21 protein-coding genes are annotated in these 23,335 nt (G+C 66.6%); 10 read left to right on the top strand and 11 right to left on the bottom strand.

What is annotated here, in order from left to right; genetic code table 11:
* Positions 1 to 12 precede the first annotated feature (12 nt).
* Together FBY36_RS05680 and FBY36_RS05675 are read right to left on the bottom strand one after the other, a co-directional pair.
* A complete protein-coding gene (locus FBY36_RS05680; protein ID WP_442858231.1) occupies positions 13 to 1,125 on the bottom strand; it encodes an App1 family protein in 1,113 nt (370 codons plus the stop codon).
* A gap of 32 nt (positions 1,126 to 1,157) precedes the next feature.
* Complete coding sequence (locus FBY36_RS05675; protein WP_142117712.1) at positions 1,158 to 1,892, bottom strand: DUF72 domain-containing protein; 735 nt, start codon at positions 1,890 to 1,892, stop codon at positions 1,158 to 1,160.
* A 44-nt stretch (positions 1,893 to 1,936) separates the two neighbouring features.
* On the opposite strand from FBY36_RS05675, the gene FBY36_RS05670 reads away from it, so the two are divergent.
* The 3 genes from FBY36_RS05670 (at position 1,937) to FBY36_RS05660 (ending at position 4,881) form a co-directional block, all read left to right on the top strand.
* Positions 1,937 to 3,763 (top strand): glycoside hydrolase family 15 protein, encoded by a 1,827-nt coding sequence (locus tag FBY36_RS05670; RefSeq protein ID WP_268815569.1) that lies wholly within the window; start codon positions 1,937 to 1,939, stop codon positions 3,761 to 3,763.
* A gap of 114 nt (positions 3,764 to 3,877) precedes the next feature.
* Entirely contained in the window at positions 3,878 to 4,168 is a 291-nt protein-coding gene (locus FBY36_RS05665) for a hypothetical protein (RefSeq protein ID WP_142117710.1), read from the top strand.
* Positions 4,168 to 4,881 (top strand): HAD family hydrolase, encoded by a 714-nt coding sequence (locus tag FBY36_RS05660; protein ID WP_142117709.1) that lies wholly within the window; start codon positions 4,168 to 4,170, stop codon positions 4,879 to 4,881. The genes FBY36_RS05665 and FBY36_RS05660 overlap by 1 nt, the downstream gene beginning before the upstream one ends.
* A 19-nt stretch (positions 4,882 to 4,900) precedes the next feature.
* Here the strand turns inward: FBY36_RS05660 and FBY36_RS05655 are convergent, their stop codons facing one another.
* On the bottom strand, positions 4,901 to 5,149 hold the full coding sequence (locus tag FBY36_RS05655) for a hypothetical protein (protein WP_056330075.1): 249 nt from the start codon (positions 5,147 to 5,149) through the stop codon (positions 4,901 to 4,903).
* A 189-nt stretch (positions 5,150 to 5,338) separates the two neighbouring features.
* Between FBY36_RS05655 and FBY36_RS05650 the strand changes: the two genes are divergently transcribed.
* The gene (locus FBY36_RS05650; RefSeq protein ID WP_142117708.1) at positions 5,339 to 6,520 is read left to right on the top strand and encodes a zinc-dependent alcohol dehydrogenase; all 1,182 of its coding nucleotides are present in this window, start codon (positions 5,339 to 5,341) and stop codon (positions 6,518 to 6,520) included.
* A gap of 76 nt (positions 6,521 to 6,596) precedes the next feature.
* On the opposite strand, the gene FBY36_RS05645 is transcribed toward FBY36_RS05650, so the two are convergent.
* Genes FBY36_RS05645 through FBY36_RS05630 form a run of 4 tightly spaced genes read right to left on the bottom strand, consistent with a single transcriptional unit; the run spans position 6,597 to position 11,788 of the window.
* Positions 6,597 to 7,409, bottom strand: coding sequence for a bifunctional allantoicase/(S)-ureidoglycine aminohydrolase (locus tag FBY36_RS05645; RefSeq protein WP_142117707.1), 813 nt, complete (start codon positions 7,407 to 7,409; stop codon positions 6,597 to 6,599).
* A 16-nt stretch (positions 7,410 to 7,425) separates the two neighbouring features.
* A complete protein-coding gene (locus FBY36_RS05640; protein ID WP_142117706.1) occupies positions 7,426 to 8,703 on the bottom strand; it encodes a DUF6986 family protein in 1,278 nt (425 codons plus the stop codon).
* Between the two features lie 3 nt (positions 8,704 to 8,706).
* On the bottom strand, positions 8,707 to 10,305 hold the full coding sequence (gene aceB / locus FBY36_RS05635; protein WP_142117705.1) for a malate synthase A: 1,599 nt from the start codon (positions 10,303 to 10,305) through the stop codon (positions 8,707 to 8,709).
* A gap of 34 nt (positions 10,306 to 10,339) precedes the next feature.
* Complete coding sequence (locus FBY36_RS05630) at positions 10,340 to 11,788, bottom strand: NAD-dependent malic enzyme (protein WP_142117704.1); 1,449 nt, start codon at positions 11,786 to 11,788, stop codon at positions 10,340 to 10,342.
* 221 nt (positions 11,789 to 12,009) lie between these two features.
* On the opposite strand from FBY36_RS05630, the gene FBY36_RS05625 reads away from it, so the two are divergent.
* Positions 12,010 to 12,765, top strand: coding sequence for an IclR family transcriptional regulator (locus FBY36_RS05625; protein ID WP_142029056.1), 756 nt, complete (start codon positions 12,010 to 12,012; stop codon positions 12,763 to 12,765).
* A 92-nt stretch (positions 12,766 to 12,857) separates the two neighbouring features.
* On the opposite strand, the gene FBY36_RS05620 is transcribed toward FBY36_RS05625, so the two are convergent.
* Positions 12,858 to 14,363 (bottom strand): nucleobase:cation symporter-2 family protein, encoded by a 1,506-nt coding sequence (locus FBY36_RS05620; protein ID WP_142117703.1) that lies wholly within the window; start codon positions 14,361 to 14,363, stop codon positions 12,858 to 12,860.
* A 143-nt stretch (positions 14,364 to 14,506) separates the two neighbouring features.
* Positions 14,507 to 15,415, bottom strand: a complete 909-nt coding sequence (pucL, locus tag FBY36_RS05615; protein WP_142117702.1) for a factor-independent urate hydroxylase — start codon at positions 15,413 to 15,415, stop codon at positions 14,507 to 14,509.
* A 360-nt stretch (positions 15,416 to 15,775) separates the two neighbouring features.
* Between pucL and FBY36_RS20670 the strand changes: the two genes are divergently transcribed.
* On the top strand, positions 15,776 to 15,946 hold the full coding sequence (locus FBY36_RS20670; RefSeq protein WP_200830446.1) for a hypothetical protein: 171 nt from the start codon (positions 15,776 to 15,778) through the stop codon (positions 15,944 to 15,946).
* A 15-nt stretch (positions 15,947 to 15,961) separates the two neighbouring features.
* Here the strand turns inward: FBY36_RS20670 and ligD are convergent, their stop codons facing one another.
* Positions 15,962 to 17,206: a non-homologous end-joining DNA ligase gene (ligD, locus tag FBY36_RS05610; RefSeq protein ID WP_142117701.1), complete on the bottom strand. Its 1,245-nt coding sequence runs from the start codon at positions 17,204 to 17,206 to the stop codon at positions 15,962 to 15,964.
* 39 nt (positions 17,207 to 17,245) lie between these two features.
* Entirely contained in the window at positions 17,246 to 18,619 is a 1,374-nt protein-coding gene (locus tag FBY36_RS05605) for an 8-oxoguanine deaminase (RefSeq protein ID WP_142117700.1), read from the bottom strand.
* A 401-nt stretch (positions 18,620 to 19,020) separates the two neighbouring features.
* Between FBY36_RS05605 and FBY36_RS05600 the strand changes: the two genes are divergently transcribed.
* The 4 genes from FBY36_RS05600 to FBY36_RS05585 all read left to right on the top strand — a co-directional run bounded on the left by FBY36_RS05600 (position 19,021) and on the right by FBY36_RS05585 (position 23,333).
* Entirely contained in the window at positions 19,021 to 19,515 is a 495-nt protein-coding gene (locus tag FBY36_RS05600; protein ID WP_142029051.1) for a nucleoside deaminase, read from the top strand.
* A gap of 14 nt (positions 19,516 to 19,529) precedes the next feature.
* Complete coding sequence (locus FBY36_RS05595) at positions 19,530 to 21,065, top strand: NCS2 family permease (protein WP_142117699.1); 1,536 nt, start codon at positions 19,530 to 19,532, stop codon at positions 21,063 to 21,065.
* Between the two features lie 100 nt (positions 21,066 to 21,165).
* The gene (locus tag FBY36_RS05590; protein ID WP_142117698.1) at positions 21,166 to 22,407 is read left to right on the top strand and encodes an XdhC family protein; all 1,242 of its coding nucleotides are present in this window, start codon (positions 21,166 to 21,168) and stop codon (positions 22,405 to 22,407) included.
* Positions 22,398 to 23,333: an FAD binding domain-containing protein gene (locus tag FBY36_RS05585; protein ID WP_142117697.1), complete on the top strand. Its 936-nt coding sequence runs from the start codon at positions 22,398 to 22,400 to the stop codon at positions 23,331 to 23,333. Before FBY36_RS05590 ends, FBY36_RS05585 begins: the two co-directional genes overlap by 10 nt.
* Positions 23,334 to 23,335: the final 2 nt, after the last annotated feature.

Genomic DNA, 23,335 nt, shown 5'->3' with positions numbered 1-23,335 from the left:
AGGGCGGCTGGGTCAGCCCCGGAGCAGGTCCAGCATGGCGAGCTGCTTTGCGATGCCGGCGCCGTCGGGGGAGTAGATCCACGGCACCCTGGAGGTGGTGTGGTCACCGTCCTCGGAGTGGCCGCCGGCGAACACGGACTCGCTGACGGACAGCTGGCGGATGGCGATGGCAGCAACCTTGTCCGGGTTTTCGGTGGCAAAGGCCGAGTAGATGGCCTCGTCATGCTGCCCGTTGTCACCGATCAGGAGCCACCGCATATCCGGGAATTCCTGGGCAAGCCGCTCCAGGTTGCGGTGCTTGTGGTCCTGGCCGCTGCGGAACCAGCGGTCCTGCGTCAGTCCCCAGTCGGTCAGCAGCAGCGCGCCCTTGGGGTACATGTTGCGGGTCAGGAACCGTGCCAGGGTGGGGGCGGCATTCCAGGGGCCGGTGGACAGGTAGATGACCGGGGCTTCCGGGTGTTCGATGGTCAGCCGGTCCAGCAGCACGGCCATTCCCGGCGTGGCCATGCGCGCCCGTTCGCTGAGCACAAAGGTGTTCCACAAGGCCAGGAAGGGCCGGGGGAGGGCTGTGACCATGACGGTATCGTCGATGTCGGAGACGATGCCGAACTCCACGCCCGGGGCGATCACCTGGATCAGCGCTTCCGCCGGATCGGTCCCCTCAGCCCGAAGCACCGCGGTGTGCCAGCCGGGGGACAGCTGCACGTCAACCTCGGTGTCGATCAGTCCGCCCCGGTCCGCCGTGACGTGGGTGACCACATCGCCGATGGTGATTTCGACGTCGGAAAACTGCAACGGCACGCCCGTGAATGCCCGCCAGCCGCGGACGTTCTGGTTGCCGTTCCTGGCCGCGTGCTCGGCTTTGCTTCCGGGCAGTGGCTTCTGAGTCAGCAGTACCCTGCCCAGTACGCGCACCCGGGTAGTGGAGCCGTAGCCCTGGTAGGCGATGGTCTGCGGCACGAAGTTCCAACGCTTGGCGAGCTGGATCCGGACGTCGTTGACTGCGTCCGACAATCGGTGTGCCAGCCGGAAGAACTGGCTTCCGGAAAGGGCGGCGTAGCCCTTCGTGTTCCGCGCGGCTGGGCGTGCCGTGTCCTGGGCTGGGTTCTGCGGGGCCGTGTCCATGCCACCACTCTGCCACAGGGCAGCGTCAGGCATCAGCCGTTGTTGCCAAGGATCGCGCGCAGGGTCCGGGTGTTCCGCACGGCGTTCCCGCCGCCGTCGTTGTTGAAGTACGCGTAGACGTCGATGCCCGTGGCGTCCCACTCACGGATCCGGTCGGCCCACCAGTGGAGGTCGGCGTCGGCGTAGGAGCCCCCGTACAGGTGCTCCTGGTCGGGTCCGTGCAGCCGGACATACGCGAAGGGGGCGGTGGTCCGCAGGATGCAGGGCAGGTTGGCGCCGCTCATGATGCAGTAGGCGGCCTGGTGCCGCTCCAGGAGGGCAAACACCTCAGGGCAGTCCCAGGTGGGATGCCTGAACTCCACAGCTACCCGGATCCACGGGGGAACGGCAGCGAGGAAGTAGTCCAGCCGGGCGTCGTCCCGCTCCAGTTGCGGCGGCAGCTGGACCAGGAGCACTGCACGCTTGTCCCCGAGTTCGTGCCAGCAGCGGGCGATGCGCTCCACCCAGACTTCCGGTGAATACAGCTTGCGCGCATGGGTGAGTCCCCGCGGAGCTTTCACTGACATGCTGAACCCCGGCGGCAGCCGCCTGTTCCAGCCGGCGAAGGTGGTGTCCCTGGGCCACCGGTAAAAGCTGGCGTTCAGTTCCACCGTGCTGAATTCGGCGACATAGCACTGGAGCCGGTCCCGGACGGGCAGCCCGGGCGGGTACAGGACGTTCTCCCAGTGGTCGTAGCTCCAGCCGGAGGTGCCGATGTGGATTGCCATCTGCCTCAGGCTACACCTGGGCATCCCCTTCCCTTCGGAGCTCTCTGTGGCAGGGTAATGTCATGGCGCGAATCGAAGATTATGCGGTAGTTGGCGACCTTCAAACCGGAGCACTGGTCAGCAAGGAAGGCTCGATCGACTGGCTTTGCCTGCCGCGGTTCGATTCCCCTGCCTGCTTCAATTCCCTGCTGGACACGCCGGACTCCGGGCGCTGGCTCCTGGCGCCCGAAAGCGGCGGTGCGTGCACGCGCCGGAGCTACCGCGACGGCAGCCTGATCCTGGACACCGAATGGGAGACGCCGGACGGAACCGTTCGCGTCACCGACTTCATGCCGCCGCGCGATTCCGTGGCCGACATCGTCCGGATTGTGGAAGGGATCAGCGGCAGCGTCAAAATGCACGGCGAGCTGGTCATGAGGTTCGACTACGGGCACATCATCCCGTGGGTGCGCAAGGACAAGCGCGGGCTGCACGCGATCGCGGGCCCCGATGCCGTCTACCTGGTCACTCCGGCGCCGCTGCATGGCGAGAACATGCACACGGTCAGCGACTTCACCATCAACGCGGGCGAGAAAGTGCCGTTCGTGCTGACCTGGGCGCCCAGCCATGTGGGACGCCCGGTATCCGTGGAAGCGGAAGCAGTCCTTGACAGCACCTTTGCGTTCTGGCGGGGCTGGTCCTCGCAATGCACTGTCAAAGGGAAGTACCAGGAGGCCGTGGTCCGCTCCCTGATAACGCTCAAGGCGCTGACCTATGGCCCCACCGGGGGCATCGTGGCCGCAATCACAACGTCACTGCCGGAGCAGCCGGGGGGCCAGCGCAACTGGGACTACCGCTACTGCTGGCTGCGGGATGCCACCATGACCCTGCAGGCGCTGTTGGCTGCCGGCTACACCGCGGAAGCCGCCGCCTGGCGGGACTGGCTGCTCCGGGCCGTGGCCGGTGATCCCGCGGACCTGCAGATCATGTACGGGATCCACGGCGAACGGCGGCTGCCGGAGATGGAATTGACGTGGTTGAAGGGGTACGAGAACTCGGTACCGGTGCGGATCGGGAACGCAGCCGCCGAGCAGTTCCAGCTGGACGTATGGGGCGAGGTCCTCGACTGCCTGGCGCTGACGCGGAACTCGCTGCTGAAGCACACTGATGAGGCGTGGGACGTGCAGGTTGCGCTGATGGAACACCTCGAAACCATCTGGGACCAGCCGGACAACGGGCTGTGGGAAATGCGGGGACCGCGCCGGCATTTCACGCACTCCAAGGTCATGGCATGGGTCGCCGCCGACCGGATGGTGAAGGGCGTGCGCGAGTCCGGCCTGCCGGGCCCCGTTGAGCGCTGGGAGTCGCTGCGGGACCAGATCCGCCGGGACATCATGGCCAACGGCTTCGACGCCGGCCGGAACACGTTTGTCCAGTCCTACGGCCGTCCCGAGCTGGACGCCAGCCTGCTGCTGATCCCCAGGGTGGGTTTCCTGCCGCCCGATGATCCCAAGGTGGTGGGGACCATCGAGGCAATCCAGCGGGAGCTGACCCAGGACGGCTTTGTGTTGCGGTACCGGCCGGAACAGAGCGACGACGGCCTGCCGGGCGATGAGGGCGTGTTCCTGGCCTGCTCGTTCTGGCTGGTGGAGGCGCTGTTGGGTGCGGGCCGCCCCGAGGAATCCCGCGAACTCTTTGAGCGGCTGCTGGACCTGCGCAACGACGTGGGGCTGTTGAGCGAGGAATGGGCAGTGAAAGCGAAGCGACAGCTGGGCAATACCCCGCAGGCCTTCAGCCATTTTGCCCTTGTGACTAGCGCCCTGGAGCTGCATCAGGATACGGTTCGGCGCAGTGACACCCCCATTCCGCCGGAAGGGGCGGATTCGCGCTGAGGCGGCGCGGACCGGGGCTGTAACTTCTCCTTCGCAGGATAGATAAGTATACTTACTAACACCTCATGGAGTGCTCCCAAGCACAGCGCCGTGATTGATGGAGGAGTGATAGTTATGGCCGGATATTTTGAACTCGTTGACGCCCCCGATGGTGGATACCGGATCAGGATGATGGACGGAAGCGGGAACCTGATGGCCATTTCGGTGACCTTCCCCACCAAGAGGGCTGCTGTGGCAGGCGTTGCCATGGCCCGGGAAATCGCCGGCACGGGCCTCATTCGGGACAAGAGCCTGGACGGGGCTGGATCCGTGATCCGCGACCGCGTCCGCACCGTCAACTCTCCTAAGGAGGAGGCGGCCCGGCGGAAGAAGGCGCCGGACGTGCGACGGGCAGCGGTGGGCTGATGCCGGATACCACGACACCCCCTGGCGGCACGCGCCGGGGGGTCCTCTTTGACGTAGACGGGACGTTGATCGACTCGTCCTATATCCACACCATCGCCTGGTGGGGCGCGTTCCGCCAGTACGGCCACGACGTGTCCATGGCGGCCATCCACCAGCTCGTCGGCATGGGTGGTGCCCGGCTGGTGGACAACCTCCTCCCGGCGGACCGGGACCGCGACGAGGATGGGGATATCATGGCCAGCCATGGCGCCCTGTATGCCTCACACTGGCCCTCGCTCCGCGCCTTTGACGGGGGCAAGGAACTGTTGGGCCAGTGCCATTCCGGCGGCCTGGCGGTGGCGCTGGCATCCTCGGCGCGGGAGCGGGACCTGCAGGTGATGCGCTCCGTGCTGGACGCCGACTCCTTCATCGATGCCGCCACCAGCGCGAACGATGCGAAGGAAAGCAAGCCTGCGCCGGACATCCTGGAAGCGGCCCTGGCTGCGGTGGGCGTTGACGCGGCAGATGCCGTCTATGTCGGCGACGCGGTGTGGGACATGAAGGCGGCAGCGGCGCTGGGAATCCCGTCCATCGGTGTTACCTGCGGGGGAATCCAGGCAAGCCAGCTGCGCGAGGCCGGCGCAGTGGAGGTCTATGACGGGCCGCGCCACCTGCTGGAAAACCTGGGCTCCAGTGCCATTGGCCGGCTGCTCGCCCTCCAGCCGAACCCTTGACAGCCACGGCGTCCGGCATTCAGAGCGGCTGGCCGCCGGGCACTGATTCCTCGTCGCCTGCGATGGCGGGCTTGACCCATGACACCACCACCTTCACCGAACCGTCGTCGTTCCGCTCGATGTCCGTGGCCACCTCTGATGCGGGTGCACCCATTTCTGCAATCCGCGTGCGGTAGCTGTTGACCAATTCCACCAAGCTGTCCTCCGTCCATTCACCCGGACGCATGCGGGTGGAGATTTCGACCGGTTCCGGCTGGTACAGCGACATGGCGTTCCTTTCGCGTGGTCTTCTTCCCTGCCCTTCCTACGCTAGGAGCAGTCGACGGCGGCCACAAGGTTTCATCAGCATGCTTACTTTTTTCGCGTAAAACCGATAGCGTCGAAGAAAGGGTGCCTGCGGGCGTCCTGGCCGCCCTCCGGAGAGACCCCGGGGGCAAGACAGAGCGAAAGGGAGACTGTGAAAGCACTGACGTGGCAGGGAAAACGGTCGGTAAGCGTGGAGGAAGTACCCGATCCCGTGATCCAGGAACCGACCGATGCAATCATCCGGATCACCTCCACCGCCATCTGCGGCTCCGACCTCCACCTCTACGAGGTCCTGGGGCCGTATATGCACAAGGGCGATGTCATCGGCCATGAACCGATGGGCATTGTGGAGGAAGTGGGAAGCGGCGTCACCAACCTCCGCAAGGGTGACCGCGTGGTGATCCCGTTCAACATCGCCTGCGGTTCCTGCTACATGTGCAGGCAGGGCCTGCAGTCCCAGTGTGAGACCACCCAGGTGCGGGAGAAAGGGTCCGGCGCGGCCCTGTTTGGCTACTCCGAGCTCTACGGGTCCGTTCCCGGCGGCCAGGCCGAATTCCTGCGGGTTCCGCACGCCGACTACGGTGCGGTCAAGGTGGGATCAGAGCTTCCGGACGAACGCTACCTCTTCCTTTCGGACATCCTGCCCACCGCCTGGCAGGCGGTGGAGTACGCCAACGTGCCGCCCGGCGGAACGCTCGGGGTCTTCGGCCTGGGGCCGGTGGGCCAATTCGCCAGCCGGATCGGTGTGCAGCGGGGATTCCGCGTGGTGGGTGTGGATCCCGTTCCCGAACGGCGGGAGATGGCGGCCCGCCACGGGGTGGAGACCTTTGATTACAGCAAGGACATTGCGGACGAACTGCGGGAGATGACCGACGGAAGGGGACCGGACGCGGTGGTTGACGCCGTCGGAATGGAAGCCCACGGGTCACCGCTGGCCGGCTTCGCCCACCAGGCGCTGGGACTCCTGCCGGACAAGCTCGCCCAGAAAGCGATGGAGACCGGCGGCGTTGACCGGCTGGCCGCGCTCCATACCTCCATCGACGCCGTGCGGCGCGGCGGGACGGTCTCCTTGAGCGGTGTGTACGGCGGAACGGCCAGCCCGCTGCCGCTGCTGACCATGTTCGACAAGCAGCTGCAACTTCGCATGGGCCAGTGCAACGTGCGCAACTGGACGGATACGCTGCTGCCCCTCGTAGAGGACGACGCCGACCCGCTGGGTGTCATGGACCTGGTCACCCACCGCTCGGGACTGGAAGGTGCACCTGCCCTGTACGAGAAGTTCCAGAAGAAGCAGGACGGCTGCATCAAGGTGGTCCTCAACCCGGGCGCCTGAGCCATGTAAGTAGCAGTAGGTGTCGTTCTGGGGCTCCATAACGACACCTACTGCTACCCAGTTGGGCGGGTGGTGCTTAGGTAAGTTTCACCTGGCGGTTCATGTCCTTGTAGAGCAGGTAGCGGAATTCGCCGGGGCCGCCGGCGTAGCAGGCCTGCGGGCAGAACGCGCGCAGCCACATGAAGTCGCCGGCCTCCACCTCAACCCAGTCGTTGTTCAGCAGGTACATGGCCTTGCCCTCCAGGACGTACAGGCCGTGTTCCATCACATGGGTTTCCGGGAACGGGATGACGCCGCCCGGCTGGAAGGTCACGATGTTCACCTGCATGTCGTGGGCCAGGTCGTTGGAGTCCGTGAAACGGGTGGTCTTCCAGACGTCGTTGGTGTCCGGCATGGACGTGGGCTCCACGTCCTTTTCGTTGGTGACGAAGGACTTGGCCTCGAAGCCCTCGAGCCGTTCGTAGGCCTTGCGGATCCAGTGGAAGGACACCTCGTCGTCCGAAACGTTTTCCAGGCCCCACTCCGACCCGGCCGCCAGGTAGGCGTAGCCGCCTTCCTCCAGCTGGTGCAGTTCGCCGTCGAGGGTGAGGTTGACCTTGCCGCGGGTCACGAAAATGACGCCTTCCACCCCTGCCTCGAACTCGGCCTTGGGGGCACCGCCGCCCGGGCCGATCTCCACGATCAGCTGCGAGAAGGTGGTGGCGAAGCCGGAGATGGGGCGGGCGATGATCCAGGAGCGCGTGTTCGAAAAGCCCGGCAGGTTGGACGTGACGATGTCCGTCATGACGCCCTTCGGAATCACCGTGTACGCCTCGGTGACAATGGCCCGCTCGGTGGTCAGGTGCGTCTGCGGCGGCAGCCCGCCGGTGGGGGAGTAGTACTTGCCCATGAAGAGAGATCCTTAGTTAGGAGTTGGAAGTGGTGGCGAGCCGCGGGTGCGCCAGCCCGGTAAGCTGCGGAATTCCGACGCCGGCAAGCGCCTGGACTTCTTCGGCACCTACTGCGCCGCACTGGACGCCGCGCAGGACGAAGGCGGCCAGGGCGCGGGCCGTGGCGGGTTCGTCCATCACGCCGCCCTCGGTCCGCTCCACATAGTTGCGCAGGCGGGCCGCGGCGGCCGGAAGGCCCTGCCGGTAGAAGGCATAGGTGGCGGCGAACCGGCTGGGCAGCTGGGCCGGGTGCAGGTCCCAGCCTTGGTAAAAGCCGCGCTCCAGCGAACGGCGGACCAGCCGGCCGTGCAGCTGCCAGGCGTTCTCCACGTTGTCCCCCACCGGGATGATATTGGTGGACCCGTCAGAGAGCCGGATACCGGTTCCGGCCACGGCCAGCTGCATGACTTCCTTGGCGAAGTCGGCCACGGGGTGCTCCATGGACTGGTATTCGGCTGAGATCTGCAGTGACGCGGAGTAGTCGTACGTGCCGTAGTGCAGCCCGCTGATCCGGCCCGGGACGGCGTGCGGCAGTTGCGCCACCGGCGATGTCCCTTCCGGGCCGAGGATCAGCTGCGGCGTTTCCACCTGCACCTCGAAGCGGAGCCTTCCCGCCGGGAGCGAGTGCACTTCCTCCAGCCGCGACACGGCGTAGTCCATCGCCTGGACCTGGGCCACGGTGGTCACCTTGGGCAGGGTCAGGACCAGGCCTTCGGGCAGTTCGCCCGCTGCGGCCAGGCCCGAAACGAACAGGTCCAGGGTGCGCAGTCCGCGGGCGCGGGTAGGAGCTTCAAAGCACTTGAACCGGATCCCAATAAACGGGGGCGCAGTGCCCGCCGCGACTGCGCCGGCCACAGCGGAAGCCGCAGCAACCGCGGCGGCATCCTCGGCGTCGTCGCCCCTGTCCCCGAACCCGTCCTCAAAGTCCAGGCGCAGGTCCTCGATCGGCTCGCCGGCAAGCTTTGCTTCCACGCGGGGGGCAACGGCCTCCGCCAGCGCCGCGTCCTGGTCCAGCAGCGCGCCGAGCTTTTCCAGGCCGCCGTGGGCGTTGGCCGTGGCCAGCGCCTCGGCGCCCCAGTCGGCAGCGAACGACGCCGTGAACCGGTCCGCGGGCACGTACACCGTGTGGACGGGCTGGCGCGAGCCGTCGTCGCCCGGGTAGTTCTGCTCCAGCAGCCGGTCCGTGGCGGCCAGCTGCCCGTCGATGGCCGCCAGGTCTCCGGCGGTCAGTGACGTTTTGGGTGATGCTGCCATGCCTCAGCCCACCAGTTCGTAGGCCGGGGTGGTGAGGAAGTCGGTGTAGTCCTCGGACAGGCAGATGTCCGCGATCAGTTCGCTGGCCGGCTGGTAGTAGCGGCGGAAGGCCTCGTCACCGAACTCGGTGCGGAGCCGCTCGGTCTCCTCGTTTAGGATCCGCTCCACCAGTTCGCGGGTGACGGTGTTACCGGTGTCCGCCAGGACTGACTTGTTGCGGATCTGCTGCCACACCTGCGAGCGGGAGATTTCAGCGGTGGCGGCGTCCTCCATCAGGTTGTGGATGGCCACGGCGCCGTTCCCGGACAGCCACACGGCCGTGTAGGCAATGGCCACATAGAGGTTGAGCCGCAGCCCTGCCTCGGTGACCTGGCCCTCGGCGGAGGAGACATCCAGCAGCTGTTCCGCCGTAACGTTGACCTCCGGGCGCTGCTTGTCCACCTGGTTGGGCTTGTCGCCGAGCACCGAGTCAAAGACCTCGCGGCAGGTGGGCACCAGGTCCGGGTGCGCCACCCAGGACCCGTCGAAGCCGTCGTTCGCCTCGCGGGTCTTGTCCGCGCGCACCTTTTCGAAGGCGGCTTCGGTGACCTCGGGGTGGCGGCGGTTGGGGATGACCGCAGCCATGCCGCCCATGGCGAAGGCGCCGCGCTTGTGGCAGGTCTTGACCAGGAGCTCGGTGTAGGCGCGCATGAAGGGCGCGGTCATCACCACCGAGGCACGGTCCGGCAGGACGAATTCCTCGCCGGCATCACGGAAGTACTTGATGATGCTGAACAGGTAGTCCCAGCGGCCGGCGTTCAGGCCGGAGGCGTGGTCCCGGAGTTCATACAGGATCTCGTCCATTTCGAAGGCGGCCGGAATGGTCTCGATCAGCACTGTGGCGCGGATGGTGCCCTGGTTCAGTCCCAGGAAGTCCTGGGCGAAGACGAACACGTCATTCCACAGCCGTGCTTCGAGGTGGCTCTCCATCTTGGGCAGGTAGTAGTACGGGCCCTGCCCGTTGAGGACCAGCTGCTTGGCGATGTGGAAGAAGTGCAGCCCGAAGTCCACCAGCGCACCTACCGCGGGTTCGCCGTTGACCAGCAGGTGCTTCTCCTGCATGTGCCAGCCGCGGGGGCGGGCCACCACGACGGCGAGCGGCGCGTCGCTGCGGAGCCGGTACTCCTTGCCTTCGTCCGAGGTGTAGCTGAGGGTGCCCTGGGCGGCGTCACGGAGGTTCAGGATGGCGTCGATGACGTTGGCCCAGGTGGGAGTGCTGGCGTCTTCGAGGTCCGCCAGCCATACCTTGGCGCCGGAGTTCAGGGCGTTGATGGCCATCTTCGCCGGTGACGCGGGCCCGGTCATCTCCACCCGGCGGTCCTGCAAAGCCGCCGGTGCGGGCGCAACTTTCCAGTCGCCGTCGCGCACGTCCTGCGTCTCCGGCAGGAAATCCAGCTTTCCGTTCTCGGCCACCCGCTGCCGCTTGGCGGCGCGGGCCGCCAGCAGCTCGTTGCGGGTGCCGGCGAACCGGGTGTGGAGCTCCTCGATGAAGGCCAGTGCCTTGGGCGTGAGGATCTCCTCTGCGCGGGCGATGGGCCGGGGATCTGTGACGGTGATGGCCATTTCTGGTCCTTTCCTTTGGCTGGAAGTCGGGCGGTCAGGCGGAAGCCAGTGCTGCTGCTGGTTCCGTGGCGGAATCGGCCGGTTCAGCCGTTGCAACGCGGGCTGACCGGGCGGCCGCGGCCACCGCTGCGGCAACGTCGGCAGCCACATGGGGATCGAAGACGCTGGGGATAATGTAGCTGGCATTGAGCTCATCGTCAGCCACGCGGTTGGCAATGGCCTCCGCGGCGGCCACCAGCATGTCCGGCGTGATGTCCGAGGCTCCGGCATCCAGCAGGCCGCGGAAGAAGCCCGGGAATGCCAGCACGTTGTTGATCTGGTTGGGGAAGTCGCTGCGCCCGGTGGCCACCACTGCCGCATGCCTGGACGCGATGACGGGGTCGATTTCCGGGGTGGGGTTGGCCATCGCAAAGACGATGGCGTTCTCCGCCATGGACGCCACCTGTTCTTCGCCGATCACGTGCGGTGCGCTGACGCCGATAAACACGTCGGCACCGTTGAGGGCGTCGTGCAGGGTTCCGGAGAAGCCCTCTTCGTTGGTGTTCGCGGCAATCCAGCTGCGGTGCTCGTCGTCGTACTTCTCTCCTGCGTGGATGGCGCCGGAGCGGCCGGCGGCGATGATGTGCCGCGCACCCTGCGCCTTGAGCAGCTGGATGATGGCGGAGCCGGCGGCGCCGACGCCGGAAACCACGATCTTCACGTCCTCCAGCTTCTTGTCCACCACGCGCAGCGCATTGACCAAGGCGGCGAGGGTGACAATGGCGGTGCCGTGCTGGTCATCGTGGAACACGGGGATGTCCAGCTCGTCGCGCAGCCGGTTCTCGATCTCGAAGCAGCGCGGGGCGGCGATGTCTTCCAGGTTGATGCCCCCGTAGACCGGTGCCATGGCCTTGGCGATCATGATGATTTCTTCGGTGTCCTGGGTGTCCAGGCAGACCGGCCAGGCGTCCACGTTGGCGAACTGCTTGAACAGGGCAGCCTTGCCTTCCATCACGGGGAGGGCGGCGGCGGGGCCGATATTGCCCAGCCCCAGGACGGCCGAACCGTCGGTGAGAACAGCAATGGTGTTGCGCTTGACCGTGAGGTTGCGGGCTGCCGCGGGATCCTCGGCAATGGCCAGGCATACGCGGGCGACGCCGGGAGTGTAGGCGCGGGAGAGGTCGTCCCGGTTGCGCAGGGCTACTTTGGGGACAACCTCGAGCTTGCCGCCGAGGTGCATCAGGAAGGTGCGGTCGGAGACGTGCTGGACCGTGACGCCGTCGAGTGCGTCCAGGGCGTCCTTGACGCGGGCGGCGTGGGCGTCGTCGGTGGTGTTGCAGGTGACGTCAACAACCAGGGTCTCGTGGTGGGATTCGGTCACGTCGAGGGCGGTGATCGCGGCGCCGGCGGCTCCCACGGCTGCGGCCAGCTCGCTGGTGGCGCTGAAGCTTGACGGTGCTTCCACGCGCAGGGTGATCGAATTTCCGGGGCTCGGGTTCGCCATTGAATGTCCTCCTGTTAGGGCCTTGGCCTGTTGCTGCTTCAAACCGAATGTTTTCGTATTATGGATATTATTATCTACTTTATGGAAATACAAGCCCTCCGATTGCGACCGAAGGCGGACGTCGCCGGGGAAACCTCTGTGCTGTATCTTGGGTGTTCTAAGCAATTCTTTTCACGATGCGGATAAGAGTTGTCGGATTCCGAGCCATAGGAGACAACGGAATGGCAGAAAAAGCCTCTGGTGGGGTGCAGTCGGTGGAGCGCGTTTTCGAACTGCTGGAGCTCATCACCGATGCCGGCGGCGACGTGACGCTCAGCGAGCTCTCGTCCTCCACGGACCTGCCATTGCCCACCATCCACCGGCTGCTCCGCACCTTGGTCTCGCTCGGCTACATTCGCCAGCTGCCCAACCGGCGCTACGCCCTGGGTCCCCGGCTCATCAGGCTGGGGGAGGGCGCCAACAAACAGCTCGGCGCCCTGGCCCAGCCGCAGCTGAAGGTCCTGGTGGACCGGCTGGGGGAGACCTCCAACATGGCCGTGCTGGATTCGGACATGGTGATCTACGTGGCCCAGGTTCCCTCGCTGCATTCGATGCGCATGTTCACCGAGGTGGGCCGGCGCGCCCACACCCATGCCACGGGGGTCGGAAAAGCCATCCTGGCCCAGCTCGATGACGACACTGTCCGCGGCATCGTGGCCCGCGCCGGAATGCCTACCCCCACTGCCAAGAGCATCGGGGACGTGGACGAACTCCTGGCCGACCTCAAGCTGATCCGCGAGCGCGGTTACTCGATCGATGAGGAAGAGCAGGAGCTGGGTGTCCGCTGCTTCGCCATGGCAGTGCCCAACGCCCCCACCCCGAGTGCGATTTCCGTGTCCGGTCCGGTCTCCCGGGTGGACGAGGACTTCGCCGACAAGGCCGTACCCGTCCTCCGCGAGGCGGCTGAGGCCATCTCCCGCGAGCTCAACCGCACCTAAGCCACCTGTCCTGTCCGGACTGCGCCAACCACGCGCGGCGGCGGCCCCTCCTTTTCGGAGTGGGCCGCCGCCGTCGTATGTTGCAGGGGAGGTCAGTGCTCTGATGCCTTCCCTGATGCCTGGACGGCGACTTCCTTGCCGTCGCAATCGATCAGCCGGCCGTTTTCGAAGCGGTCGCCTTCGGCCAGGCAGCGGAGGTCCTCCGCCCGCACCAGCCGCTCAGTGCCGGCCACGAACACCGACTGGTTATCCGAATTGCCCGCCCGCAGGTGGTTGAACAGCAGGTTCAGCAGGATGGCCATCACGGCCGCGGAGCTGATGCCGGAGTGGAAGATGGTGCCAAACCAGGACGGGAACTTGTCGTAGAACGCCGGGGCGGCGATGGGAATCATGCCGAAGCCGATGGAGGCGGCCACCACGATCAAGTTCATGTTGTTCTTGTAGTCCACCTTGGACAGGGTCCGGATGCCGCTGGCCGCCACCGTGCCGAAGAGCACGACGCCGGCACCCCCGAGGACAGGCGTCGGCACCGCTGCGACCACCCGGCCAAGGACCGGCAGCAGGCCAAGTACCACCAGGATCACGCCGCCGGCGCTGACCACGAACCGGCTCTTGACGCCCGTGATGGCCACCAGCCCCACGTTCTGGGCGAACGCGCTCTGGGTGAAGGAGTTGAACAGCGGGGAGACGGCGCTGGACAGCATGTCAGCCCTCAGGCCGTTGCCGATCCGCTTGGAGTCCACCTTGGTGCCCACAATCTCGCCCACTGCGATGATGTCCGCGGACGTCTCCGTGAGGGTGACCAGGATGACGATCAGCATGGAGATGATGGCAGCAAGCTCAAACGTGGGCGGTCCGAAGGCGAAGGGGGTGGGGAACGCGACAATCTCGCCCTGGCCCACCCTGGAGAAGTCCGCCATGCCGAAGACGAAGGCGATCAGCGTGCCCAGGACCATGGCCAGCAGGATGGACAGTCGGGAGATGGCGGCGCTGCCCACCTTGCTCAGGAGCAGGACGATGCCCATGGTGGCTGCTGCCAGGCCGATGTTTGCGACGCTGCCGTAGTTGGGCGCCTTGCTGTTTCCGCCCATGGCCCAGTTGGCGGCGACGGGCATCAAGGTGAGGCCGATGGTGGTGATCACGGTGCCCGTGACGACGGGCGGGAAGAACCTGATGATCTTTGAGAACAGCGGCGTGATCAGCAGGCCGATCAGGGAAGCCGCGATGACCGAACCGAAGACGGCCTGGATTCCCCCGCCGCCATGGACGATGGCCACCATGGTGGAGACTCCGGCGAAGGAGACGCCCTGTACCAGCGGCAGTTGCGAACCGAAGAAGGGGACGCCCACGGTCTGCAGGATGGTGGCCAGGCCGCCCACGAAAAGGCAGGCCGCAATGAGCAGGCCGATGTCCTGGGAGTTCATTCCTGCGGCTGCGCCGATGATCAGGGGAGGGGCAATAATGCCGCCGTACATGGTGAGGACGTGTTGGAAGCCGTAGGCAAACATGCTTCCGATCGGGAGGCGCTGGTCCTCGGGGCGTGAAGGCCGTGCACCTTTTTCGGCGGCTGCAGGGGCCAGTTTCTTCTTGGTGTTCATGGCAGACTTTCTTGGTTCATGGCAGACGTCATCGTCTGGCTAACTGGTGTCTGGCTAACAAGGTGAAAGCTGTGGGGTGGCCCCGGCGGGCCCAGTCATGCGGTGCGTGGCTGGGCCCGCCGAAACCCTGTGGGTGTTGTGTTTTAGCAGAAGCCGGCGATGCCGGACCAGGCGGCCGGGGCTGCCGCAGCATCCTCGCGCTGGACAGTGGCCTCGATCAGGCCGTACGGGCGGTCTGCCGCGAAGAAGACCTCGTTGGGGTTGTCCAGGCCGAAGGGCGAGAGGTCCACCAGGAAGTGGTGCTTGTTGGGCATGGAGAACTTGATCTCGTCGATTTCGCTGTGTGCCTCGAGCACCTTGGCGCCCATGTCGAACAGCGTCTGCTGCAGTGCGTGGGAGTATTTCTCGGTGAAGCCTTCGAGCAGGAGGCCCTTGACGTCGTCGTAGCTCTTGTTGAAGTCCAGCGCGCTGAAATCGGTGCCGGTCTTGAAGCGCCAGCGGGCCGAGACGTCGGTGGCCAGGATGCGGTCGGTGGTCTCGGGCAGCGTGGTGTAGCGGTCCCGGGGGTAGCCGACAAAGCCGGATTGGGTGGACTTAAGGACGGTGAGGTCCTTCAGTCCGGAGATCAGGTGGCTGGTGGCGCCGTCACGGACCAGGACCGCGGTGCGGACTTCCTGGCCGTTGCGGACGAACGAGTGGTCGTGTTCGCTGCCGTGTGCCTGGATGCGGTTCCAGCCGTAGGACTCTGCTTCCCAGCGGCCGCCGGTGACCCAGTCGAAGCTGGAGGTGAAGTGCTCGCCGAGGCGCAGCAGGAACGCTTCCGGTGAGCCGATGCCGTCGCGGGCGAAGGCATAGATGGTGTTCTTCTGGGTGTCGGTGGCCACCACGTGGGCGTTATCGCCCTCCAGGTGGGCCGCGGCGAAGTCGCCCCGCAGCTGCGAGGTGACGTTCAGGTCTTCGATCTCGTGGCGGTTGGTGTCCCGGGTGATCTTGACGACGCGGACTTCTGCCTTGCCGTACTGGTTTTCGCCGAGGATGATCTTGCTGCTCATGGTCTGTTCCCAATCTCCGGTAAGTGGAACCAAGGTTCCATCACTGAAATTAAGCGCGCGTTTCGAGCGCGTTTCCGGTGGAGCCGACCCAACAAAAAAGAGCCGGCATCCATTGATGCCAGCTCATTACGACCCTGCCTGCTGCTCCCAGGTTACGTGACGTGCGCCACGAGTTGCCTAACAGCGTACCTCCGCAATCCGGTGGTGTACATCACAGGGCCAAAATTCATTTTGTGACTGCCGGGCGTCAAGGCCTGCGTCAGGCGGGCACTGACGCCCGGGAAGCCGCTGCCTATCCTTTTCATATAGCAATAAATATTTTCCGAGATACGGAAACGCTATGTGGAACAGGAGGAGCAGATGAACCCCCAGGAGCAGAAGCAGGTTGTGGAATTTCCGGCACCGGGCCAGGAGTTGTACCTGCCCTTCGGGGCCAGTGACCCGGATTTCTACATTCCCGCCGACCATGAGCGGCGGGCCGGGGGATTTTCCCGCTGGCTCCGCGCCCTTCCGGTCTTCGGCCGGCGCTGATCTAACAGCAGCCAGTCAGGAGCCGGGCCCGCCAGGCCACTGTTTGCCGGCCCAGGGGTCGTAGTCCGCGATGAGGTCCTCCTGGGGAGGGCGTTCAGCCTCGGGCACATGCTGCAGGTTCACCCGGACCCGGTACCAGAGCGAGCTGGACCCGCGCATCCCGTCCACCAGGACATCGGCGGGCTGGAGGGCAGCTACGACGCCGGCATGCCCGGCCTTCCATTCATCGAGCGCCGCGAGTGCCTCGGGCTTGGTCCTGGTCCGGGCCACCTCTATGAGCGGCATCAGCGACTGCCGGCGTCCGGAGCCGTTGCCGCTGCGTGGCGCCTTCTCCGCTGGCCCCAGCTTTTCGGCAAGGGCGAGGAGGCCGTCCAGCCTGCCCACGGCACCTTCAATGCCGGCATGCGGATCGCCGATCTCCGCGAACCGCTCCAGGACCGTGGGCACCGTAAACTGCTCCGGCCGGGCCTTGCGGACCTCTTCCCACGTGAGCGGCGTAGACACCCGGGCATCCGGTAGGGGCCTGACGGAATAGGCGGAGGCCACCGTGCGGTCCTTGGCGTTCTGGTTGAAGTCAACGAACACGCTCTCGCCGCGCTCCTCCTTCCACCACCGTGCCGTGGCGAGGCCCGGGGCCCGGTTCTCCACTTCCCGGGCCAGCGTTTCGGCGGCGAGCCGGACGTCGCGGTAGGACCATTCCGGGGCAATGCGCGCCAGGATGTGCAGTCCCCGTGAACCGCTGGTCTTCGGCCATCCCATCAGCCCCACGTCGTCCAGGACCTCCTGCGCCACATACGCCACGTCCACGATCTGGGACCAGTCCACGCCCGGCATGGGGTCCAGGTCCACCCGGAGTTCGTCCGGGTGCTCCAGGTCCTCTGCCCGGACCGGGTGCGGGTTCAGGTCCAGGCAGCCGAGGTTGATGACCCAGGCGAGGCCAGCGGCGTCGCGGATCACCGCTTCCTCGGCCGAAGTTCCGGACGCGTAATGCAGCGTGGTGGTGTCGATGAAGGGAGGGTGGTTTTCGGGTACGCGCTTCTGGAAGAACGGCTCGGCGTCGATGCCTTTGGGAAACCGTTTGAGCACCATGGGCCGGCCTCCCGCACCCCGCAGCGCACCGTCCGCCACGGCCAGGTAGTACTGAACGAGGTCGAGCTTGGTCAGCCCCGGTTGGGGGAATACCACCTTGTCCGGGCTGGAGATCCGGACCTCAACACCCTCAATGTCCAGGATCTCGGCCGGCGTCTTTGACGGAGTCATGGCGCCACGCTAGCAGTTGGCCGGGAAAGCGTCAGCCGTTCAGCGCGAGCCGCTCACCAGGCGCCGTGCCGCGGCCGAGTGCTCGGCAATCAACCCTGCCACGTCCAGCCCCGGGATCTGCCCGTCCACTACCCGCCACTGCCCGGCCACCATCACGCGGTCTGCCCGGTCCGCGGCGCACAGGAGGAGGGCGGCGATGGGATCGTGGCTGCCGGAGAAGCGCAGGTCATCGAGCCTGAACATTGCAAGATCCGCCTGCATCCCCGGTGCCAGCTGGCCCAGCGCCGGCCGCCCCAGGACGGCGGCGGAACCGCGGGTGGCCCAGCCCAACGCCCGCTCCACCGGAACATCCGCGCCGTACCTCAGCCGCTGGAGGTAGAGGGCCTGCCGCGCCTCCAGGATCATGTTGGAGGCATCGTTCGACGCCGAGCCGTCAACCCCCAGCCCCACCGGCACTCCGGCATCCTCCAGTTCCAGAACGCGTGCGGTGCCCGAGGCCAGCCGCATGTTGGAGGTGGGGCAGTGAGCGACGGCGGTCCCCGCGGCGCCGAGGCGGGTGATCTCCGCATCGCTGAAGTGGATGCCGTGTCCCAGCCAGGTGCGGTCCGTCAGCCAGCCAACGCTGTCCAGGTAGTCCACCGTCCGCACTCCGAACATCTCCCGGCAGAAGTCCTCCTCGTCGAGGGTCTCGGCCAGGTGGGTGTGCAGCCGGACGTCCAGCCGCTCCGCCAGTGCCGCACTCTCGGCCATGATCTCCCTGGTCACCGAGAACGGCGAGCAGGGAGCCAGCGCGATCTGGATCCCCGCGTCGTCGCCGCGCTCGTGGTACCGGCCCACCAGGCGCTCGCTGTCTTCCAGCACCACCTCTGGGCGCTGCACCGTGGACTGCGGCGGCAGGCCGCCGTCGTCCGTTCCCAGCGTCATGGAGCCGCGGGTTAGCGTGGCGCGCATGCCCAGCCGGCGCACTGCCGCCACCTCAATGTCGATGGCATCTTCGAGGCCGGCGGGAAACAGGTAGTGATGGTCGGCAGCGGTGGTGCAGCCGGAGAGCAGCAGCTCGGCGAGGGCCACCGTCGCGGCCAGTTCCAGGTCCTTGGGGGTGAGCCGGGCCCACACGGGATAGAGGTTCTGCAGCCAGGGGAACAGCGGTGCATTGGCCACCGGACCCCAGGCCCGGGTGAGGGTTTGGTAGAAGTGGTGGTGCGTGTTGATCAGGCCCGGCAAGAGCACGTGACTGCGGGCGTCAAACGTTTCCGTGCAGGGTGCGGACGGCTGCTGTCCCGCTGCCAGGACCTCGGTAATGACGCCGCCACTGACCACCAGGCCGCCTGAAGCATCAAGGGTGTTGGCGGTGAAAGCTGCCTGCGGATTCCTGATCCATAGACGGGATGCGGGTGCGGTGGATTGCGTCATGGCTGTCCTTCTCTGAGCGCTGATGGTTTTCAATCCAGCTCAGTGAGGCCCTGTCTGCTGATCCAGGTGCCCGCGGCCTGCAGGGCAGGACGGGTGGGATCAGCCTAGGAAGACGCCCCCGCCTACGTCAACGGGAGTCTTTGTGACTGCCCGGCCGGCAGCACCGTGAAGACGCCGAAACATCGATTTCACATTACGAAATTAAATTTCCAGAAAACTATGGCGTGGCCCACACAGCGGTGCTAATCTCGATTCTGCCAAAGGCGGGCGCCCGAACCCGGGAAGCTATCTACCAGGCGCAACTTAACCTTCACAGCACATGCTGAAGCCTGGTAACCGTTCGCACCTGGTTCTACTGGTCCTGCGCAACACCAGGCTTCCCGGCAAAAGGAAGTCGCATCATGAGTACCACCGTCACGGCCGAACAATTTTTGGCCCGCTCCATCCGGCTGGCAACGGCCAATGTCCTTAACAGCGGAGGCCCCTTCGGCGCCATGATCGTCACGGCGGACGGCCAAACGTTTGACGGCGTCAACCGCGTCACCGCGGACAACGATCCCACCGCGCACGCCGAAGTCACGGCCATCCGCACCGCCTGCCGCGAACTCGGCACCTTCGATCTCAGCGGCGCCACCCTCTACACCAGCTGCGAGCCCTGCCCCATGTGCCTGGCCTCCGCGCTCTGGGCCCGGGTAGGCAGTGTTGTCTACGCAGCCGACCGCCACGACGCCGCCTCCGTGGGCTTCGACGACGCGGTGTTCTACGAATACTTCGAAAACCAGGACAGGGACTCCCTGATGCCGGTATCCAAGCTGGAACTGGGCGATCCCCAGGCCCCCGCCCCGCTGGAGCCGTTCAACACCTGGAACACGCTCGAATCCAGGATCGACTACTAGGCCCGGCGGCTTCGATGACCATCCTGGACCATTCCCACGAGGAGCATTCGGCTCCAACCACCAGCACCTCCCGGCGGACGTCGCACACTTCGGCGCAGGGATCACAAACCCCCCAGCCCCCCGAATCCTTCCTGGGCCGCTTCTTCCAGGTCACCCGGCGCGGCTCCACCCTTGCCCGTGAATTCCGCGGTGGCCTGGTCACCTTCTTCACCATGGCGTACATCGTCATCCTGAACCCCCTCATCCTCGGCGGGTTCAGCGCGGACAACGCCCCCACCGACGTCGCCGGGGGCTGGCTGTCCGCCGCGCAGGTGGGTGCCGTCACCGGACTCACGGCCGGCGTCATGACCATCCTCTTCGGCCTTATCGCCAACCTCCCGTTCGGACTTGCCGCCGGGCTGGGCATCAACTCGTTCCTGGCGGTCTCCGTGATCCAGGAAGTCACCTGGCCCGAGGCCATGGGCCTGGTGGTGATCAACGGCATCCTGATTGTCCTCTTCGGCGTCACCGGTGCCCGGACCGCCATCTTCCGGGCGGTGCCCAAGGAACTCAAGGCGGCCATAACCGTGGGCATCGGCCTGTTCATCGCCTTCATCGGTTTCGTGGACTCCGGCTTCGTCCGGCCCACGGCAGGCGGGCCCCCTGTCCAGCTGGGCGACGGCGGCTCCATCACCTCGGTGCCCACGCTCGTGTTCGTCGTCGGCCTCCTGGCTATGGGCATCCTGGTGGCCCGCAAGGTCCAGGGCGGCCTGCTCATCGGCATCGTCGGCACCACCGTGCTGGCCGCCGTCGTGGAAGCCATCCTGAAGCTGGGCCCCGCCAGCGCCACCAACCCCGGCGGCTGGCACCTGAACACCCCGGTCCTGTCCGGCCAGCTGGTCTCGGCACCGGACCTTGGCCTGGTTGGCCAGTTCGATCTGTTTGGCTCGTTTGCCAGGATCGGCGGACTCGCGGCCACCATGCTGGTCTTCACGCTCGTGTTCACCAACTTCTTCGACGCCATGGGCACCATGACCGGCCTGGCCAAAAGCGCCGGCGTCGCGCACAAGGACGGCACCTTCCCGCGGCTGAAGGCAGCCTTCATCGTAGAAGGCTTCGGCGCCGTGGCCGGCGGGGCCACCTCAGGCTCCTCCAACACCGTGTACATCGACTCCGCGGCCGGCATCGGCGAAGGTGCCCGCACCGGCCTGGCCTCAGTGGTAACCGGCGTGCTGTTCCTTGGCTCGATGTTCCTCACGCCGCTCACCAGCGTGGTGCCGCTGGAAGTTGCGGCCGCCGCGCTGGTGGTGGTGGGCGCGATGATGATGGCCCAGATCCGCGAGATCAAGTTCACCAAGTTCACGGTGGCCCTGCCGGCATTCCTCACCATCGTCACCATGCCGCTGAGCTACTCGATCGCCAACGGCATCGGCGTCGGCTTCGTGAGCTGGGCGATCATCGGGGCGGCCTCGGGCAAGGCGAAGAAGATCCATCCGCTGATGTGGGTGGTGAGCATCGGTTTCCTGGTGTACTTCGCGCGCGGACCGATCAACCACCTGCTGGGCGGCTGAGCTTTGCCCCAAACAGCCGGGGGGCCGGGTCAACTCTTGGCCCGGCCCCCTGCAGGACAGACAATGGACACCACCGCCGCGCGGAAGAAGGAGTGCCGCCATGCTTGACCTGATCCCTTCGCTCGGCCCCTGGATGCCCCGGCTCGAAGGCCGGTGGTTCGCCGTGGCCACCATCGTGGCTGCTTCCGGCTCCGTGCCCCGGCCCGTGGGCACGTCCATGCTGGTCACCGAATCGGGCGAGGTGCTGGGCAGCCTCTCCGGCGGCTGCGTGGAAGGCGCCGTGGTGGCGCTCGCGCAGGAGGCAATGGACGACGACGCCACACGCCTTGAGACCTTCGGCTTCAGCGCCGCCGACGCCTTCGCCGCCGGGCTCACCTGCGGGGGTCAGCTGGACATCCACATCCAGCCGGTGCCCGCCGCCCAGCCCGGAGAGGCCGCGCATCCGCTGCGCACCGCCCTGCTGCAACTCTCCGGTACCAGCCCGGACCAACCCGTGGCCCTGGTACGGGTGCTGGGCAGCGCAGGAGGCGGCGCCGTCGTCCTTTCCGATCCCGCCACCTTCCCTCTGGCTGCGTCCCCGGAGCTGGCAGCCCTGCTGCACGGGGAACCGGCTGCCCACGTGGAATCCCTGGTGCGCAGCGGCGGCACGGGCCTGGTCCGGCTGGGCCAGCCGGGGGATTGTCCTCCGGACCGGACAGGCACCGGGCAGCCTTCAGCCGGGGACGCCATCCTCGTGGAGTCCCGGCTGGCCCCGCCGCGGATGTTGGTGTTCGGCGCCAACGACTTCGGTGCGGCGCTGGTCCCGGCCGCCAAGCTGCTGGGCTACCACGTCACCCTCGTGGACGCCCGGCCGGCGTTTGCCGGGCAGCCCCGGTTTGCCGCCGCGGACCAGGTGGTGGCCGACTGGCCGCACCGGTACCTTGCGTCGGAGGCGGCCGCCGGCCGGACGGACCGCCGAACCGTGGCCGCCGTCCTGACCCACGATCCCAAGTTCGATATCCCGCTGCTGGAAACCGCGCTGGCCCTGGACCTTGCCTACGTGGGCGCCATGGGCTCCCGCCGCAGCCACCTCCAGCGGGTTGGCGAACTCCTCAGCGCAGGCGTCCCGCCGGAGCGGATCGCGCAGCTGCACTCACCCATCGGGCTGGACCTCGGTGCCGTCACGCCCGCGGAAGTGGCGGTGTCCATCACCGCGGAAATCATCGCCGCCCGCAGCCGTGCGGCCAGCTGCCTGCCGCTGCGGGAAACGTCCGGCGCCATCCATCAACATCCCACGCATTCCCACCCCGCGCCCGCCCCGGCGCCCACAGACGTTGACAAGCAGGAGATCGCATGGACATGAACACCATTGAGGCGGTGGTCCCCACCACCGACCCCGCGGAATGGCGTGACGGCGATGCCTGGCTGGCCGGCGGGACGGTCCTTTTCTCCTACGGCAGCTACGCCTTCGGGCCGCAGCCGCTCAAACGGCTCCTGGACCTGGGCGCTGCAGGATGGACGCCCATCACGGTGACCGACGACGGCATCGAGTTCGCCGCCACCTGCACCATCGCCCAGCTGTACAGCCTTCCCGGCCTGCCGGATGTTTCGGGCCGCGGCTGGCCGGCGCTGGACCTGGTCCGGGCATGCTGCGACTCCTTCGTGGCCTCCTTCAAGGTGTGGAACATGTCCACGGTGGGCGGCAACCTCTGCACGTCGCTGCCCGCCGGACCGGTCATCTCCCTCTGCGCCGGGCTGGACGGCGTGGCCACCATCCTGGCTCCCGGCGGCGGCAGCCGCGCCCTCCCGGTGGCGGACTTCATCACCGGTGATGCCAGGAACGGCCTGGCACCAGGTGAGCTGCTCCGCAGCGTGCACCTCCCGGCGTCGGCCCTTTCCGCCTGCGTGGCCTTCCGCCGCCTGTCGCTGAGCAACCTGGGCCGGTCCGGGGTGCTGCTCATTGGAAGGCTCGACGCCGGGACCTCGCTGGTGCTGACGGTCACCGCCGCCACCAAGCGGCCCGTGCAGCTCCGTTTCGACGCGCTGCCGGACGTGGACCAGTTAACGGCGGCGCTCGATGAGGCGATCCCTGCAGACCTTTACCACGACGACATCCACGGGCTGCCGGCCTGGCGCCGCGACATGACCTACCGGCTGGCCGAGGAGATCCGGGCCGAACTTGCAGCGCCGCAGGGAACGCCGGGACTGGCTGTGTCCGGAGACTTCTGGCCGCCGCGGAACGGCGGGATCCCGGAGTCCGGGCCCACAACTCTTTCGAAAGGGGCCTGAGC

The organism is Arthrobacter sp. SLBN-122 (genome assembly GCF_006715165.1).
In the GTDB taxonomy this organism is placed as follows: Bacteria; Actinomycetota; Actinomycetes; order Actinomycetales; family Micrococcaceae; genus Arthrobacter.
This window is presented reverse-complemented; position numbering and strand designations above follow the sequence as displayed.

Coding starts and splice junctions, on each gene's coding strand:
- FBY36_RS05680 (WP_442858231.1), bottom strand. CDS start 1,125: ATGGACACGGCCCCGCAGAACCCAGCCCAGGACACGGCACGCCCAGCC.
- FBY36_RS05675 (WP_142117712.1), bottom strand. CDS start 1,892: ATGGCAATCCACATCGGCACCTCCGGCTGGAGCTACGACCACTGGGAG.
- FBY36_RS05665 (WP_142117710.1), top strand. CDS start 3,878: ATGGCCGGATATTTTGAACTCGTTGACGCCCCCGATGGTGGATACCGG.
- FBY36_RS05660 (WP_142117709.1), top strand. CDS start 4,168: ATGCCGGATACCACGACACCCCCTGGCGGCACGCGCCGGGGGGTCCTC.
- FBY36_RS05655 (WP_056330075.1), bottom strand. CDS start 5,149: ATGTCGCTGTACCAGCCGGAACCGGTCGAAATCTCCACCCGCATGCGT.
- FBY36_RS05645 (WP_142117707.1), bottom strand. CDS start 7,409: ATGGGCAAGTACTACTCCCCCACCGGCGGGCTGCCGCCGCAGACGCAC.
- FBY36_RS05640 (WP_142117706.1), bottom strand. CDS start 8,703: ATGGCAGCATCACCCAAAACGTCACTGACCGCCGGAGACCTGGCGGCC.
- aceB (WP_142117705.1), bottom strand. CDS start 10,305: ATGGCCATCACCGTCACAGATCCCCGGCCCATCGCCCGCGCAGAGGAG.
- FBY36_RS05630 (WP_142117704.1), bottom strand. CDS start 11,788: ATGGCGAACCCGAGCCCCGGAAATTCGATCACCCTGCGCGTGGAAGCA.
- FBY36_RS05625 (WP_142029056.1), top strand. CDS start 12,010: ATGGCAGAAAAAGCCTCTGGTGGGGTGCAGTCGGTGGAGCGCGTTTTC.
- FBY36_RS05620 (WP_142117703.1), bottom strand. CDS start 14,363: ATGAACACCAAGAAGAAACTGGCCCCTGCAGCCGCCGAAAAAGGTGCA.
- pucL (WP_142117702.1), bottom strand. CDS start 15,415: ATGAGCAGCAAGATCATCCTCGGCGAAAACCAGTACGGCAAGGCAGAA.
- FBY36_RS20670 (WP_200830446.1), top strand. CDS start 15,776: ATGAACCCCCAGGAGCAGAAGCAGGTTGTGGAATTTCCGGCACCGGGC.
- ligD (WP_142117701.1), bottom strand. CDS start 17,206: ATGACTCCGTCAAAGACGCCGGCCGAGATCCTGGACATTGAGGGTGTT.
- FBY36_RS05605 (WP_142117700.1), bottom strand. CDS start 18,619: ATGACGCAATCCACCGCACCCGCATCCCGTCTATGGATCAGGAATCCG.
- FBY36_RS05600 (WP_142029051.1), top strand. CDS start 19,021: ATGAGTACCACCGTCACGGCCGAACAATTTTTGGCCCGCTCCATCCGG.
- FBY36_RS05595 (WP_142117699.1), top strand. CDS start 19,530: ATGACCATCCTGGACCATTCCCACGAGGAGCATTCGGCTCCAACCACC.
- FBY36_RS05590 (WP_142117698.1), top strand. CDS start 21,166: ATGCTTGACCTGATCCCTTCGCTCGGCCCCTGGATGCCCCGGCTCGAA.
- FBY36_RS05585 (WP_142117697.1), top strand. CDS start 22,398: ATGGACATGAACACCATTGAGGCGGTGGTCCCCACCACCGACCCCGCG.